Here is a 13361-nt window from a genome sequence, read left to right on the forward strand (position 1 = left end):
TTCGGGAGTAAATTCAGATGGATAGGTGACCGAAACTGAATCAAATGCGACCGCTGTGCTTTAAGAGGCTTATGGTGACAAGATGCGGCCCCGGCTCGCCAAGGCGGTTATCCGCAACTTCCGGCTGCTCCGCAGGACCGACCTCTCCTTTGCCGACAAGGTGACGCTGTGCGTCGGCCGCAACAACACGGGAAAGACCTCGCTGGCGAAACTGTTCGCATTCTTCGTGGCGAGGAAGAAGACCACGATGAACATTGAGGACTTCTCCGCCGACTGCTACGAGGAGTTTTCGCCGCTCATCGCCTCTTCGTCTCGGGCGAGGCGGAGCAGGCGCGTGACACGGTTCCGGCAGTCACCCTCACCCTTCACATCGCCTACGACAAGGACTGCGGCCAGTACGGACCCCTGACACCCGTCGCGTGCAGCTCGGTCACAACGATCTGCCCGTCCTCGCGAGGGCGTTCTTCGCCCTTCCCAAGTTTCGGGCCCTGGCTGCCGACCGGTTCCCGATCGTCTTCGTGGACGAGTACCAGGACACCCCCGCCGGTCTGGCAGAGGCCATGCTGGGCACGCCGGGCGATGAGGGGTAGGAGACCATGCCCGCGTAGCGAGGATTGCGGAGCATCTTTGCGATCGTTGTGGACGACCACGTGCTGGCGGCAGGGGGCTTGATCCCTTCTGCGTTGAAGGCCTTGGCGATGCTGTAGGCCGATTCCCCCGACATGAAGTCCTGGAAGATCCGGACGACGACGTCGGCCTCGTCCGGGACAAGCTGCCCCTTGTACTCGCCTTTGCGGACCCAGCCGTAGGCGATGCGGCCCTGGGCGATTCCGTTCTGGGCGGCGGAGAGATGCTGACGAGCGACGCGGCGGGCGGTGTCCTCGGAGGACTTGAGCGCCATCACGCACATCATGCGAGCCATGTGACGGTCGCTGTCGTTGATGAGGTTCATGCGGCCGCCGGTTGCGCCGGTGACCGGCCGCTTCACGTACTCGACGATGTCGATGAGATCTTCAAGGTCCCGGGGTTGACGGACGAGCCGTCGAGGCCGTAGAAGATGACTCCGTCGATGACGCCATGGGCGAGATCAGCGAGCAGCTGACGGAACTCGGGGCGCAGGCCCGTCCAGTCGATGGAGCCGTCGGGCTTGACGACCTTGCGCTTCTTGAAGGCCGAGGTGTCGTCTCCCGGTAGATCTTGGCGAACGGCCCCCAGCGCAGGCGCGCCCGGGTGTCTTCTGCGTCTTCGAGCTGGCGGTCGACACCGGCTTCGAGACCGAAGCGGTCCGATGAGATGCGCAGGTAGGCGCGGTCGAACTCAGGGGTTTGGTGGTGCCGTGGATCCGCTGTAGGCTCCGCGGCCGCCTCCTGGATACTGATCACCATGCGCACTGACTTTGACCCCGCCGCAATGTCCCGCAACGAGTTCTACAAGCTTCTGACCGCGGTGGTCGTTCCGCGGCCCATCGCCTGGATCTCGACGATCAGCCCTGATGGTGCCTCCGCGAACCTGGCCCCGCACTCCTTCTTCACCATCGCCAGCGTCGCGCCGCCCGTCGTGCAGTTCACTTCCGTCGGGCGCAAAGACACTTTGCGCAACGTCGAGGCGACCGGACAGTTCGTGGTGAACCTCGCGCCGGAGGGACTCTTCGAGCAGATCAATGACACGGGTACGGATTTCCCGCACGGGGTGAGCGAGTTCGAGGCAGCTGGGGTCGGCTCCGAGCCGAGTCTGCGGGTCAAGCCGCCGCGGGTGGCGGCCTCGCCGGTGGCGCTGGAGTGCGAGGTGCACACCACGCTGGGAATCGGTGACTCCACCGTTGTGTTCGGGCGCGTGGTGCATGGGGTCGTCTCACAGGACGTACTGGTCGACGGTCACCCGGAAATCTCCAGGCTGAAGCCCATGTCACGGCTGGGGAAGGACGAGTGGGGGACGCTCGGCGACGTACGCGAGATCTCCCGCATCCGCCATGCGGACTGGCAGGGGCCGGCGAGCGCTCGATAGGGGAGGGAGGGGCCGGAGGCGACTGGGGGCCGTAGGCCACTGATGGCCTACGGTGCGGTTCGCGACTTTCTCAGCGCCAGGATCAATACGCCCTCCGCTCCGCACACGGTCAGTTTCCGAGCGATCACTTACCGCTTCAGATGCTTCTCGACCGGTGATCGTGGGTACCCAGCTGGTGATCGATCGTGAGCAGAGGTGTGAGCGCGCGGCGTCGCGGGTCGCTGCTCAGGAGTGCGTGTGGTGGCGGGCGGCGGAACCGCGGATCTGGAGGCCGTCGAGAAGTTCCTGGGTCGCGGCCGCCACGGTGTCCACGGCCTGGTCGAACACCTCGCGGTTGTGTGCGGCCGGGGCGCGGAATCCGGAAACCTTGCGGACGTACTGCAAGGCCGCGGCCCGGATGTCCTCGTCGGTGACCTCGGGGGTGGCGGGCGGACGGAGCGTCTTGATGCTGCGGCACATGAGTCCAGTGTGCCTCGCCCGGGGCGCCGCGGTGCCGTAGCTGTCGTCGTGCGCCCGCCAGGGATTACGGGACAGCCCTTAGTCCGGTCACCCGCATCGTGATGTTGAGGCGGCCGCCGGCCAGACCGGAGGCCGGGTCGCCGGTGCCGGGCCGGACCTTGGGCACGCCGTGGTAGGCGAACCGGGACGGCCCGCCGAAGACGAAGAGGTCACCGGAGGCCAGCTCGACATCGGTGTACGGCTTGGTCCGCGTCTCGGCGTTGCCGAACCGGAAGACGCAGGTGTCGCCGATGCTGAGGGAGACGACCGGGGCGCCGGAACGCTCTTCCTTGTCCTGATGCATACCGAGCTTCGCCTGGGCATCGTAGAAGTTGATCAGTGCGGTGTCCGGTGTGTAGCCCTCACCCGCACCGGAGTCCTGATACGCGTCGACCAGCGCGCGGCGTCCCAACTCGACCATCCAAGGCGGAAAATCGGCCACCCGGGCGCCATTCACATCGTCGGCGGTGCGGGTGTACGCGTACGGCTGCCAGTGCCAGCCGATGCACACCGTCTGGACGGACATCACGCCGCCGCGCGGGAGCTTGGTGTGCCGAATCGGGGCCGGGCCACGCGCCCAGCCGCGGCACGCGGTGACCAGCTCACGCTGCTGCGCCATGCTCAGCCAGCCGGGTACGTGGACGGCGCCTGGGGCGATCTCTCGCCGGCTGCTACTACGGTCATGGCTGCTGTCGTGACGTGCAGGGCCGGCAGCGCTCGGATCGGCCACGGGGGAGTGGCCGCCTCCGGATCGGCCGAAGGACGGCGCTCCGCTAGCGCCATCCGCACCCCCAGGCCCTCCGGAGACACTTGGTCGACCGGGTCCGTTGGCGCCCTCAGGCTCCCCGAAGCCTTCAAAACCGGGAAGTGGCGTGCTCATCTGCTCCTGCCTCATCGCTACCTGCTTACAGCGTGCCACGGGGAGGAATCCAGCGGCCTACGGGCTCCTAGCTGCCAGTTGCTGGCAGCCGGGTGACCCAGCCACGGTCGATGGTCCAGGTGCCGCCGTCCGCCGTGGCACCGCGCATGCCCTGCAGTGTTGGCGGGCCCGCCAGAGGGGGGACGCGGGAGTCGCCGAGTGCCGCGAAGCCGAAGGTACGGGCCGGGTCCCAGTTGGTGCTGTGCCGCAGTCGGCGGCTCATCTGGGCCCAGCCGACAGGTGCGGCGGCCACCACCCAGGCGTCCGGCTCCTCGGCGGTGAAGCGGTGGGCCGTCCGTAGCCAGGATGCGGCGGCTTCCGGCCAGTCGACCACGGCGAGGACCGGCTGCCGCCCGATCCCGCACCAGGCTTCGACGAACGCTGCGGCGGACGAGCGCGACGCGGCGTCCCGGCTGTGCCCGACGACCACCGTGGCGATACGCAGACGGGGCGCGGTCAACAAGGCCAGTAGGGCGGTGAGTTCTACCTCGGTGTGCGGGGTGGGGGAGGGGAGGCAGCCATAGGCGGCCACCTCGGCTTGGGGGACAAGTGGCGAGGTCATCGGAGAGAGGGGACCGGTCATGCGCCCGCCTCAGATGAGGGTGGGTTGCAGGGCGCCCTCATGCGTGAGCAGCGCAATTTTGGCTTCGACGCCTGCCGCGTAGCCGCGCATCGTGCCGTCCGCGCCGATCACGCGATGGCAGGGCCGCAAGATCAGCAGAGGATTTGCCCCGATCGCGGCTCCCAGGGCCCGTACGTCGCCCCGCGACACTCCGAGAACCTCGGCCAGCCGCCCGTATGTGGTCGTAGCGCCGTACGGAATCGTCTCCAGGGCTCGCCAGACACGCTCCTGGAACTCCGTACCGGTAGTGCGGAACTCCAGCTCGAAGCGGACGAGCTCACCGGCGAAGTAGCCACGGAGCTGACGGATGGCCTCGGCAAAGCGGCCCGGGTCGTGCCGCCAGCGCGGCTGTACGGCGACGCCCCGCTGCTGAGGCATGGAAAGGGAGGCCAGGGCGGTACCGCCAGGGGCGGTGTCAGACTCCTCCCCGACGAGCAGCAGCTCCCCGAGGGGGCTGTCGAAGGTGGTGTAGCTGGTCGTGATCGAGGTCGTCTCGGGAGAGATCATGGCGCGTCCTCATTCGTGTCCGCTGCTTTCACTCTTCGATTCTGCGGGCCCGGCGACGCATCGGCTGGCGGAAATCGGACGTTACGGTGGCTGGCTGCCCTCTCCAAACTGGACTTCCGTGGACGGGGTGGTGCTGTAGCCATTGCCGTCCACGGTGCCCTTGTCGTTCGACGTGCAAATCGCCGCGGTACCCAGGGCCTTGGTCTGTGACCCGAGGAAGAAGGCCTGCTCGGTACCGGAGGCCGGAGCCACGGTCAGCTTGCCGGGCGCCAGTAACTTGAGAACGCCGTTCACAGTGGCGTTCACGCCCTTGCCGGGGCAGGCCCGTAGCTTGACCCGCGTCGGGCCTACGCCGCCTCGACGACCTCCGTTACCTCCGCGCGCACCGCCACCGTCCATATCTCCAACAGCACCGCATACTCCGCCATGTCCTCAGCCGACCACGCCAGACCGCGCCGGGCGCGCACAAATCGCCGGATCGATTCGTTCGCTTCGGAGGCAGGGACGGGCACATCTCTATGGGCAGAAGGAGTTGGGGACATATGAGCAATGCTAGGGGCAGACACTGACAACGCGGCCCCGCGCGCACAGCCCCGCGGCCCACAGCTCTTGCCCGCGCAGAGACGTTGACGGTGTATCAACTTCCTGACCAGGAACGACCGTCGGTCCGCTGATCCGCTTTCGCTTCCCGCATGTGTCCATTCCCACACGCTCCGCGGTCACCCGCGGTCATGACGGAAGATCGCGACACCGGCGCCCTTCAATGGAGGAAGAGGCAGAACGGATGCCCCGCCGGATCAAGGAACACCCGGACATCGTCCTGCGGCTGGAACGTGGCGCGCCGCGCTCCCAGCGCGACCGCAAACGCCTCGGCGTCGTGAAGATCATCAACGCGGAGGTCGAGATGGAGCATCTTCTGCTGCTCCTCGGGCTGTTCCGGCCATACGGGGGCCTGATATCCGGGCTCGGACTGGAAGGAGAGCCCGATACCGCCGTCCGGGCAACGAAGCAGGACCCAGTCCGGTTCGCTGTATTTCACCTCCCAGCCGAGCAGTTGTCGGTAGAAGTACGCAAGCGCATGAGCGTCCGGGCAGTCCAAGACCACCGTCGCAAGCGAAATCCGAGGTCGCTCAGTCATCATCGGTGCCACTACTCCCACCCTTCACGCTGCTTCCACTGCTCTCACCATCCCTGCTGCTGTCACCGCTTCCACCATTCCTGCCAACCCGACGAAGATCGGGCCGCAGTCGCCCAGCAGGAGGTCCCGATCGGGTGACGTATCGAGTTCCCCGTTGGCAGCGGTGTGGAGGGCCGTGCCCCGGGCGTCACCTCAAGGGATGCCCTCTGGGATAGCCACCATCCCCTCATCGAACTCAGGCGTTAGCGCCCCCGGAGGCCGGCCCATGCGCGCACCGTCGTGTTCCGCCGCCCCGCGTTGTCAGTGGTGCCCCGTACCGTGGATTCCGTAACTATCCGAGCTGCTGGCGCTCCTCGGACCCGCTCCGCTCTCGTGACAGCGCACGGGAGCGGAGCACACATCCGAATGGCTGGACAGGATTACTGGTGGCGCACCGGGAGCGGATATTCCTGTGGAGCGAGCAGGAGTGAGTTGAGTGGGTTCGGGTCGGTCGGACCCGGGAGCAGGCTGTCACGCGTCCCGCACAACGCCTGCGCTATGTGCGCCTCCAGGGCGGCATCTATCGGGCCGGGCTGGGGAACGCCGTGCGCATCGAGCTTTTGATAACGCGTCAAATTGATGCCGAGGGATATTTGCCGTTGGCCGTCCGCGCTGGTCATGGACAAGGTCATGGCCCCCAGCACCAGGCCGTCGTGCCCCCAGAACTCTCCGCACGGCAGGTGCTGCGTGAACAGGCCCAGGCCGTAGCGCAGCCTGCTGCCCTCGATGGGCACCGTGGTCTTCATCTGCCGCAGCTGGGCCGGGGCGAGCAATTCGCCACCCAGCAGAGCCCGGTAGAAGTGGTTCAAATCGGGCATGGTCGAGACCAGTGAGCCTGCCGTTCCGGCCCAGGACGCGTTGTAGACGCTGAAGTCCCGCGGTGGGTTGAACCCGCCATGCGCGGCCTCGTACATCTTGGCGTGCGGCCCGGTGAGGTAGGCGGATCGCGGGAAGTATGTGTGCCGGAGCCCTGCCTTCCGGATGACGTGCTCGGTGATATACGCCTCCGGCGGCGTACCGGTGACCTTCTGCAGAAGGAGACCCGCGAGCACGTAATTGGTGTTGGAGTAGTGGTGAGCCTGGCCCGGTTTACCCAACGGCTTTGCCTTCAGCCCCAGGCGGGCCAATTCCCGGGGATCGAACTGGTGGAAACGGTTGCCTTCGATGCTGTCCGCTGTGGCGAAGATCGCCGGGCCGTAATCGCCGATACCGCTGGTGTGGTTCAGCAGCATCCGGACGGTGATGGTCCGGCCGCGTTCCCCGGGGACGAGGTCGGGCAGATAGCGGCCTATCGGAGCGTCGAGCTCGATGTGGCCCTTGCCGACCTCCTGGAGGACGGCGACCGAGGTGAAGGTCTTGGTGATGCTGCCGATCCGGTGCCGCATCCGCGGAGTGGTGGGGCGACCCGTGTCGACGTCGGCGACCCCCGAAGCGCCCTGCCACGCCGCGGAGCCATTCCGCACCGCAGAGTAGGCGCCATACATCCCTGCGTCATGGACGGCTTTGAGCGTCGCGTCCAGGGCCGGCCGGTCGACGCCGGACCGGTGGTCGGCCTCAGGGGACCGGCCGGCAGCCCCGGTGGTGGTGGCATTGCTTGCGTGCATGGTCGGCGCCGTGGCGGCTGAGGCGGCGGTGGGGATCGACAGCGTGAGTAAGGCGGCGGTGGCGGTCCCGGCCAGCCGCAGGTGCCGGCGACGGGTGGTAACGGGCATGGATTCTCCGTCAGTTCAAGGTCTGCAGTCAGAATTCGGTCTTCGACGTCCCGATTCTCGCGGGCGGACGGCGGCTAGACGTCAGCCTTTGGAACGACCTTGATCACAACTCCCGATGACAAAAATCAGGTTTAGCGAGGCCGGGCTTTGCGCTTCCCGTCGAGGGGGCCGCCTGCGCGACGGCAGCTTCTTGGGCGCCCCGGCATGGCCTCATCGCAAGCCGCGGCACAGCCTCACCGGCAAAGGCTCATCCGGCCGGAGCCTGGCCCCGGTGTCCTCCTCAGGCGCTGCGGGCGGGAGTGGGCGAGGATGGAATGGCCGAGGTGCAGCGGCGCGCTGAGAGCGGCTGCGGGGAGGGCCGCCGGACGTACCTGGCCAGTTTTGTCGGGAGGACCTGATGGATTACCCGGAGAGCTATGAGCTGGTATTTCAAGCTCCTGCAGTGGAGGACGACGTAGTGATCGTCCATCGCACCGAGCGGGCGGGAGCGGGCGGGTATCCGGTCTACGAAGATGAGTCGGGGATCGTACGCGCAGAGATCAGTGACCGGGGCGAGGTCCGCATGCTGGCCAGCGGCGGGCATCAGATGCTCCGCACGCCGATGCTGGCCCGCCCCCTCACCCCGTGAGCTTCAGGAGTACCACCGGCAGCTCGCGCTGCGCACACCTGCACACACTCTGTATGAGTCCGCTCACCCTGTGTCGAGAAGGCGGTATTTGAGCACCCCGTTTGGGCTGGCAGCCTCCTGGCCCTTGTCCTCGGTAACCTTCTGCATTCCATCCGTTGCGCGGTGTGCGGCGATTTCGCACTGCCGAGCGGATAGCGGAAATTCAGAGGCCGCGTAGATGACCTCGCCGCTGAGACGTTCGCCGGGCGTCGGGCTTTGACGCTTTCTCGGGGTCCCCGTTGCTTTTGTCGGTCGCGACGGCGGGATCGGCTTCGTCGGGCTCGCCGTTCTCGGCCTCACCGTTGTCGAGGTCGATGCCTTCGGCGGCGCCAGGCTGGGTGGTGACGGATGTGGATTGCGGTGTGGAAGCCGTGGTCTGGCCTTCCAGCACCGCCATGGCGCGTTCGAGCGTCTCACCGGTGACCTGCATCCGGATCCTGGCCAGTCGTTCTAACTCGGTACGCGACACCACGTCAGGGTACCTGCCGTCAGTTCAAACCTCGGTAGGACACAAGAATAGGTGGAGTGAGGGGAGTTGGGGATGGTCATTTCCCCAACCCGAGGATTCGGAGGGCGACTGGATATGCCCGGCTGGGCGGTTGTGCCACTACACAGCGTCGGTGAGAGCGCGGGTGACGGCCGCTTCGGCATGCAGCCGTGTGGTGGGAAAGACCGGGACCGGGCTGTGCTCCGGCCCGATGAGCAGCTCGATCTCCGTGCAGCCCAACACGATGCCCTCGGCTCCGGCGGCGACGAGGTCCCTGATGACAGCCATGAAGGACTGCCGGGATTCCTCTTGGACGATACCGAGGCACAGCTCCTCGTAGATCACGCGATGGACGGTGCTGCGCCCGGCGGCATCCGGGATGAGCACGTCCAGCCCATGGCTTTCCAGCCGGCCTCGGTAGAAGTCCTGCTCCATGGTGAACGCGGTGCCCAGCAGTCCAACACGGCGCAGGCCGCTCGCACGGACGGCGTCGGCCGTGGTGTCGGCGAGGTGCAGCAGCGGGACGGTGACGGCGGCGGCAACCTGGTCGGCGACCTTGTGCATGGTGTTGGTGCAGATCAGCACCATGTCCGCACCGGCCGACTCCAGCGCCTGGGCAGCGTCGGCGAGAACCTCCCCGGCCTCATCCCAGCGCCCTTCGACCTGCAGCCGTTCGATCTCCGCGAAATCTACGGAGTAGAGCACGCACCGAGCGGAGTGCAGGCCGCCAAGACGCTCGCGCGTCAACTCGTTCAGCAGCCGGTAGTACTCCGCGGTGGACTCCCAGCTCATGCCTCCGAGCAGCCCGATCGTCTTCATCGGGCCAGCTTCGCACAGGGGGAGGAGCGTCGCGTCACCACCCCTGGTCCCTTGGATCGTTTGCCGTTCGGCGTCATTTCGCCGCCTCCACTATGGAAGGGAAGACCGTCCGCACCTCTTCGAAGAGGGCCGGATAGTCGCCACCGAACGTTGCGGCCGCCGCATAGAGCGCGTCCAGGACGGCCTGCAGAGGGTCGTCCTCCACCGCTCCAAAGAGGGCGGGCACGGCCATTGCCTGCTGGGACATGTTGTCCCAGGGGCCGTTTATGGAGGTCACCGTAGTCGTCGGCACCCGTGGATCGCTGAACAGCCGCTCCCACACCGTGTCCCAGTCGTCGAACGGCGAGGGCAGCGGGCTTCCTGAGTCCAGGGCATCCAGGGCGGGGGCGACCCAGTCGAGGTCCGCCAAGCCGGCCAGGGTGTAGGCGCGCCGCGCCGCCCACCGCGCGATCTCACGTTGCAGTTCGGGTGTCGCCCCGTCCACTTCGTCCACGAGGAGGCGGTCGAGCCGCACCATGCCACTCACATTCCCAGCCACCCGTTTGAGGTGTTCGCTGGGCAGTCGCCCATACCAAGCCCACTCTTCCGCGCGACGGTCTTCCTCTTCCGCCGCGCGCTCGTGCGCCAGCCGTGCCAGACGCGCGGCCTCCGCGACTTCCTCGGGGCTGGGTGGTGGAGGGAGTTGCTGGGCGTGTTGGTGCCAATATTCAGCGATCTCGCTGGTCCGGCGCACCACCTGGTCCTTGGCGCTGGGCGCCGGCCAGAACTGCAGGAGGTGGCGTTCCACCTGCGGTTCGTCAGCGAATCTCGTGTCGAGCGAGTTCCCCTCGTCCATCCCGATGCCGCAGTAGCGGACGCGGTAGTCGATCTGTGCGAGATCCAGGTCCCAGGCTGCCTCCGCGGCCCACTGCTCCAGCAGCACCTGAGGTGAGACGGGCCGGAACGATGCCTCGACGACGTCCTCCCACTCGTCCGACAGGTCGGGTTCCCGCTCATGGAGTTCCACGGTGAATCCGATGTCCCCTGTGTGCAATCCCGTCAGCAGATAGAGCCCACCGGGCAGCGCCCCGCCGCAGAGCCCGTTCTCCTGCCCCGCGAATGCCGCGTCGAAGCCCGCCCTGATCGGTTCTCCCCAACTCTCGACATAGAGCTGTCCGTAGTGCACATGGACTTCCCCGTCGAACAACGTGCGCTTCCGCATCGTCTTCCCCCGCTTCGTCGGTCGCGTGGCACTTCTGTGGCGCCTTCCCCCTCGGCAACCCCGGTTCTGCGCCGTCCTGTCGCGATGCCCTCAGTCTCTCGCAGGGGTCTGACAATGCCCGGAGTCGCGAGGGAGGGGGCGCTGTTGTCTGCCTCTTTGTGGCGACCCGTCAAGGATCACTGCATTGGTATGGACATGTTCATGTGGCGCCCATAGTCTGACGCTGGTCTAGACCGTAGTCCTCTTTGTAGTCATATGCGCCCCAAGTCCATGTGCCCCAACGTTCGCTGTCTGTGCGTCAGTTGAGTCATCCAGGCGGCTACTTCGCCTGGCGTTCCCGGTGTGCCGGGACCCGGTACCTGCTACGGCGATCCCCCCACCTGCGGCCCCTCCCTGCCCGGAGGGCAGCCGCGAGAAGGAGTCACTGTGATGAGGTCACGTATTGCCGCGCTGCTGAGTGCCGCGACCGTAGTCGTGGGCGTAGCGCTCGTCGTGCCGACGATGCCGGCGGCTGCTGCGACGGGCTGTTCCGACTGTGTCGCGGCCCCGGCCGGCGCCGACGCCCGAGCCGAGGGATTCGTCGTCAGCGAGGCGCAGTTCAACCAGATGTTCCCGAACCGGAATGCGTTCTATACGTACAGCGGGCTGACCGCCGCCCTCAGTGCCTATCCGGAGTTCGCGAACACCGGGAGCGACACCGTGAAGCGTCAGGAGGCCGCGGCCTTCCTCGCGAACGTCAGCCACGAGACCGGCGGCCTCGTCCATGTGGTCGAGCAGAACACCGAGAACTATCCCCACTACTGCGACGCCACCCAGCCGTACGGGTGCCCCGCAGGCCAGGCTGCCTACTACGGCCGCGGGCCCATCCAGCTCAGCTGGAACTTCAACTACAAGGCAGCGGGCGATGCGCTCGGCATCGACCTGCTGCACAACCCCTACTTGGTGGAGCAGGACGCCGCCGTCGCCTGGAAGACCGCCCTCTGGTACTGGAACACCCAGACGGGGCCGGGCACCATGACCCCGCACCAGGCGATGGTCAGCGGCGCCGGTTTCGGCGAGACCATCCGCAGCATCAACGGCTCCCTTGAGTGCAACGGCGGCAACCCCGGCCAGGTGCAGAGCCGGATCAATAACTACCAGAGCTTTGTACAGATCCTGGGGACCACACCCGGCGACAATTTGAGCTGCTGACGCGGGGCAGACCGCCGGTCGCCTGCCCCGGCTGTCTGTCCATCTGGCGCCCGCCCCGGCCCCCAGTCGCCTACTCCCAGCGGTCGGGCGTGGACGCCAACCGGCTAGCTCTTCCAGCGCACCGGCAGTTGCTCCGTCCCCCGGATGAGCATCCCGGTGCGCCAGACGAGGTCGTCGAAGTCGACGTCCATGGCGAGGTCGGGGCAGCGTTCCAAGAGGGAGCGGATGGCAACTCGGGCCTCCAGTCGAGCCAGTGGGGCGCCGAGGCAGAAGTGGATGCCGTGGCCGAAGGCGGTGTGGCCGCGAGCGTCGCGGGTGATGTCGAAGTCATCGGCGGCGGCGAAGTGTTCCTGGTCCCGGGAGGCGGCAGCCAGCGCGATCACCACGGTCTCGCCGGCGGGGATCACTGTGCCACCGATCTCGACCGGCTCCCCGGTGAAGCGCCAAGTGGCCGTCGTCACCGGGCCGTCGTAGCGCAGCATCTCCTCGACGGCGTTGTCGAGCAGGGAGAAGTCGGCTTGCAGGGCCGCCAGTTGGGCAGGGTGCTGCAGCAGCGCGCGTACGCCATTTGTCAGGAGACTGACGGTCGTCTCATGGCCCGCGACCAGCAGTAGGAAGGCCGTGCCGACCAGCTCGTCACGGGAGAGCTGGTCGCCGTCCTCGTCGCTGGTGCGGATCAGCGCACTGAGCAGGCCGTCGCCGGGAGCATTGCGCTTGCTTTCGATGAGGTCGACGAGGTAGCCGGACATCGCCACAACGGCCTCTTGCGCAGACTGCTCACCAGTCGGAGTGATGATCTCGTTCGACCAGGCACGGAAGGCCGCCCGGTCCATGGCGGGGACGCCGAGCAGCTCGCAGATGACCGTCATGGGCAGCGGAAAGGCGAGGGCCTCCACCAGGTCGGCACGGCCCTCCGGGGCGGCCAGCATCGTCTCCAGCAGCTCGTCGGTGATCTGCTGCACCCGTGGGCGTAGTGCCTCGACGCGACGGGGCGTGAATTCCTTCGCCACCAGCTTCCGCAGCCGGGTGTGCTGGGGCGGGTCCGAGTCCAGCATGTTCGTGAACAGGGGCGACTCTTCGCCCGGGTCGCTCTGCAGCCCGGCATTGCGCCAGTTCTTGTTGAGGCGGGCGTCGCTGAGCGCGGCTCTGACCGCTTGATGCCCTACGACCAGCCATGCTTCCTGCCCGTAGGGGACGCGTACCCGGTGTACGGGCCCCTGGGCGCGCAGCTTGGCGTAGTACGGGTAAGGATTCGTGATGAAGTCCTTGCCGTAGGCCCCCAGATCGACAATCTCCGCCATGCGGTGCCCGCCCCTCTCATGATCCCCGATGATGCACGACTCCCGGCATCCGTCAGACAGTACGCACGCGATCCCGGCGTCAACATCGACCCAACGGAGGAGCCGCAGCGGTCGATGTCCTCCGCCTGTAGTGCTCCGGTCGTCGTTCTGCCGCCCGGCCGCGGGCTCGGCGGAATGGGTCCGGCCCCGTGGGCGGGTGCGCGTCGGCGGGCGGGCGGACGGTGATGTCCGCGTCGAATTCGTCGATCATCGCAGG

General features: G+C 67.0%; 16 protein-coding genes. 4 read left to right on the plus strand and 12 right to left on the minus strand.

All coding sequences use genetic code 11. The features are described 5' to 3' along the window. Nucleotides 1-82 precede the first annotated feature (82 nt). Nucleotides 83-409 (plus strand): AAA family ATPase, encoded by a 327-nt coding sequence (locus STRTU_RS34590; protein ID WP_159749232.1) that lies wholly within the window; start codon nucleotides 83-85, stop codon nucleotides 407-409. Nucleotides 410-430: 21 nt separating this feature from the next. Here STRTU_RS34590 and STRTU_RS34595 read toward each other — a convergent pair whose 3' ends face one another. Next, nucleotides 431-988 (minus strand): recombinase family protein, encoded by a 558-nt coding sequence (locus STRTU_RS34595; RefSeq protein ID WP_159749234.1) that lies wholly within the window; start codon nucleotides 986-988, stop codon nucleotides 431-433. A 395-nt stretch (nucleotides 989-1383) separates the two neighbouring features. Between STRTU_RS34595 and STRTU_RS34600 the strand changes: the two genes are divergently transcribed. Next, complete coding sequence (locus tag STRTU_RS34600; RefSeq protein WP_159749236.1) at nucleotides 1384-2004, plus strand: flavin reductase family protein; 621 nt, start codon at nucleotides 1384-1386, stop codon at nucleotides 2002-2004. Between the two features lie 225 nt (nucleotides 2005-2229). Here the strand turns inward: STRTU_RS34600 and STRTU_RS34605 are convergent, their stop codons facing one another. From STRTU_RS34605 to STRTU_RS34635, 7 genes are all read right to left on the minus strand, one after another. Next, nucleotides 2230-2463, minus strand: coding sequence for a DUF2277 domain-containing protein (locus STRTU_RS34605; protein ID WP_159749238.1), 234 nt, complete (start codon nucleotides 2461-2463; stop codon nucleotides 2230-2232). 64 nt (nucleotides 2464-2527) lie between these two features. Further along, nucleotides 2528-3160 (minus strand): alpha-ketoglutarate-dependent dioxygenase AlkB family protein, encoded by a 633-nt coding sequence (locus STRTU_RS34610; RefSeq protein WP_159749914.1) that lies wholly within the window; start codon nucleotides 3158-3160, stop codon nucleotides 2528-2530. Between the two features lie 289 nt (nucleotides 3161-3449). Beyond that, nucleotides 3450-3983: a hypothetical protein gene (locus tag STRTU_RS34615; RefSeq protein ID WP_159749240.1), complete on the minus strand. Its 534-nt coding sequence runs from the start codon at nucleotides 3981-3983 to the stop codon at nucleotides 3450-3452. 30 nt (nucleotides 3984-4013) lie between these two features. Further along, nucleotides 4014-4550, minus strand: a complete 537-nt coding sequence (locus tag STRTU_RS34620; protein WP_159749242.1) for a methylated-DNA--[protein]-cysteine S-methyltransferase — start codon at nucleotides 4548-4550, stop codon at nucleotides 4014-4016. An 81-nt stretch (nucleotides 4551-4631) separates the two neighbouring features. Further along, nucleotides 4632-4856 carry a hypothetical protein gene (locus STRTU_RS34625; RefSeq protein WP_159749244.1) on the minus strand — a complete coding sequence of 75 codons (225 nt, stop codon included), beginning with the start codon at nucleotides 4854-4856 and terminating at the stop codon, nucleotides 4632-4634. Nucleotides 4857-5310: 454 nt separating this feature from the next. Then, nucleotides 5311-5691, minus strand: a complete 381-nt coding sequence (locus STRTU_RS34630; protein ID WP_246241708.1) for a VOC family protein — start codon at nucleotides 5689-5691, stop codon at nucleotides 5311-5313. Nucleotides 5692-6107: 416 nt separating this feature from the next. Then, nucleotides 6108-7439 (minus strand): serine hydrolase domain-containing protein, encoded by a 1332-nt coding sequence (locus STRTU_RS34635; RefSeq protein ID WP_167539290.1) that lies wholly within the window; start codon nucleotides 7437-7439, stop codon nucleotides 6108-6110. Between the two features lie 397 nt (nucleotides 7440-7836). Between STRTU_RS34635 and STRTU_RS34640 the strand changes: the two genes are divergently transcribed. After that, nucleotides 7837-8067: a DUF6296 family protein gene (locus STRTU_RS34640; RefSeq protein ID WP_159749248.1), complete on the plus strand. Its 231-nt coding sequence runs from the start codon at nucleotides 7837-7839 to the stop codon at nucleotides 8065-8067. Nucleotides 8068-8269: 202 nt separating this feature from the next. Here the strand turns inward: STRTU_RS34640 and STRTU_RS34645 are convergent, their stop codons facing one another. From STRTU_RS34645 to STRTU_RS34655, 3 genes are all read right to left on the minus strand, one after another. Then, on the minus strand, nucleotides 8270-8575 hold the full coding sequence (locus STRTU_RS34645) for a hypothetical protein (protein ID WP_159749250.1): 306 nt from the start codon (nucleotides 8573-8575) through the stop codon (nucleotides 8270-8272). 138 nt (nucleotides 8576-8713) lie between these two features. Further along, on the minus strand, nucleotides 8714-9412 hold the full coding sequence (locus STRTU_RS34650) for an aspartate/glutamate racemase family protein (protein WP_159749252.1): 699 nt from the start codon (nucleotides 9410-9412) through the stop codon (nucleotides 8714-8716). Nucleotides 9413-9485: 73 nt separating this feature from the next. Further along, the gene (locus STRTU_RS34655) at nucleotides 9486-10613 is read right to left on the minus strand and encodes a hypothetical protein (protein WP_159749254.1); all 1128 of its coding nucleotides are present in this window, start codon (nucleotides 10611-10613) and stop codon (nucleotides 9486-9488) included. Nucleotides 10614-11042: 429 nt separating this feature from the next. On the opposite strand from STRTU_RS34655, the gene STRTU_RS34660 reads away from it, so the two are divergent. Next, on the plus strand, nucleotides 11043-11804 hold the full coding sequence (locus STRTU_RS34660) for a chitinase (RefSeq protein ID WP_159749256.1): 762 nt from the start codon (nucleotides 11043-11045) through the stop codon (nucleotides 11802-11804). A gap of 104 nt (nucleotides 11805-11908) precedes the next feature. Here STRTU_RS34660 and STRTU_RS34665 read toward each other — a convergent pair whose 3' ends face one another. Beyond that, nucleotides 11909-13105, minus strand: coding sequence for a cytochrome P450 family protein (locus STRTU_RS34665; protein ID WP_159749258.1), 1197 nt, complete (start codon nucleotides 13103-13105; stop codon nucleotides 11909-11911). Between the last annotated feature and the right edge of the window lie 256 nt (nucleotides 13106-13361).

The sequence above is a fragment of the Streptomyces tubercidicus genome (genome assembly GCF_027497495.1).
Classification (GTDB): Bacteria; Actinomycetota; Actinomycetes; order Streptomycetales; family Streptomycetaceae; genus Streptomyces; species Streptomyces tubercidicus.

Excerpts from the sequence above, each read along its gene's own strand:
- STRTU_RS34590 (WP_159749232.1), top strand. The coding sequence starts at position 83 with ATGCGGCCCCGGCTCGCCAAGGCGGTTATCCGCAACTTCCGGCTGCTC.
- STRTU_RS34600 (WP_159749236.1), top strand. The coding sequence starts at position 1,384 with ATGCGCACTGACTTTGACCCCGCCGCAATGTCCCGCAACGAGTTCTAC.
- STRTU_RS34605 (WP_159749238.1), bottom strand. The coding sequence starts at position 2,463 with ATGTGCCGCAGCATCAAGACGCTCCGTCCGCCCGCCACCCCCGAGGTC.
- STRTU_RS34615 (WP_159749240.1), bottom strand. The coding sequence starts at position 3,983 with ATGACCTCGCCACTTGTCCCCCAAGCCGAGGTGGCCGCCTATGGCTGC.
- STRTU_RS34620 (WP_159749242.1), bottom strand. The coding sequence starts at position 4,550 with ATGATCTCTCCCGAGACGACCTCGATCACGACCAGCTACACCACCTTC.
- STRTU_RS34630 (WP_246241708.1), bottom strand. The coding sequence starts at position 5,691 with ATGATGACTGAGCGACCTCGGATTTCGCTTGCGACGGTGGTCTTGGAC.
- STRTU_RS34635 (WP_167539290.1), bottom strand. The coding sequence starts at position 7,439 with ATGCCCGTTACCACCCGTCGCCGGCACCTGCGGCTGGCCGGGACCGCC.
- STRTU_RS34640 (WP_159749248.1), top strand. The coding sequence starts at position 7,837 with ATGGATTACCCGGAGAGCTATGAGCTGGTATTTCAAGCTCCTGCAGTG.
- STRTU_RS34650 (WP_159749252.1), bottom strand. The coding sequence starts at position 9,412 with ATGAAGACGATCGGGCTGCTCGGAGGCATGAGCTGGGAGTCCACCGCG.
- STRTU_RS34655 (WP_159749254.1), bottom strand. The coding sequence starts at position 10,613 with ATGCGGAAGCGCACGTTGTTCGACGGGGAAGTCCATGTGCACTACGGA.
- STRTU_RS34660 (WP_159749256.1), top strand. The coding sequence starts at position 11,043 with ATGAGGTCACGTATTGCCGCGCTGCTGAGTGCCGCGACCGTAGTCGTG.
- STRTU_RS34665 (WP_159749258.1), bottom strand. The coding sequence starts at position 13,105 with ATGGCGGAGATTGTCGATCTGGGGGCCTACGGCAAGGACTTCATCACG.